Origin of the sequence: Pseudoalteromonas sp. S3260, from assembly GCF_005886925.1 — a bacterium.
GTDB classification, from domain to species: Bacteria; Pseudomonadota; Gammaproteobacteria; order Enterobacterales; family Alteromonadaceae; genus Pseudoalteromonas; species Pseudoalteromonas tetraodonis.
The window spans coordinates 1-378 of the sequence record NZ_PNCV01000216.1 but is presented as its reverse complement, the minus strand read 5'-3'; the positions used below and the strand labels follow the sequence as shown (position 1 = coordinate 378).

Annotated in this window: 1 protein-coding gene; it reads left to right on the top strand. The window is 34.7% G+C overall.

Going from position 1 to position 378, the window contains the following annotated elements; translation table 11 throughout:
- On the top strand, window positions 1–378 hold a 378-nt coding region (locus CWC14_RS19235; protein ID WP_171036881.1), incomplete at both ends, for a hypothetical protein.

Below are 378 nucleotides of genomic sequence, written 5' to 3'. Positions count from 1 at the left end.
TCTATTACAGAGAGATACAAGAAGGGGCTATCTCCTCGAAAGAAGGTAAGGCTAAAGTTGAAAAGGCTAAAAATGTTGCTTTAGGTAATCATTTTGAATATACGTCCAACATAAAAAGTAATATTAACATCTGGATCGTTTGGTTTACGATTTCTTTATTAGTGGGTATAAGACTATTGCCAGACGCTTTAACAGGGCTTGGTAATTTTCTTATGTTTATATTTCAAATGCTTAGAGATAATTATGAAGTTGCAAATGAGAACTTTAGCTTCAGTGGTCTATCTTTACTTTCCGTAATCTTGGTTTGGTTTCCTTGGCATATTGTAAGATGTGCGCAAAAACAAAAAAAGATTCTTTGTGAATCGCCCCGTGTTTGCC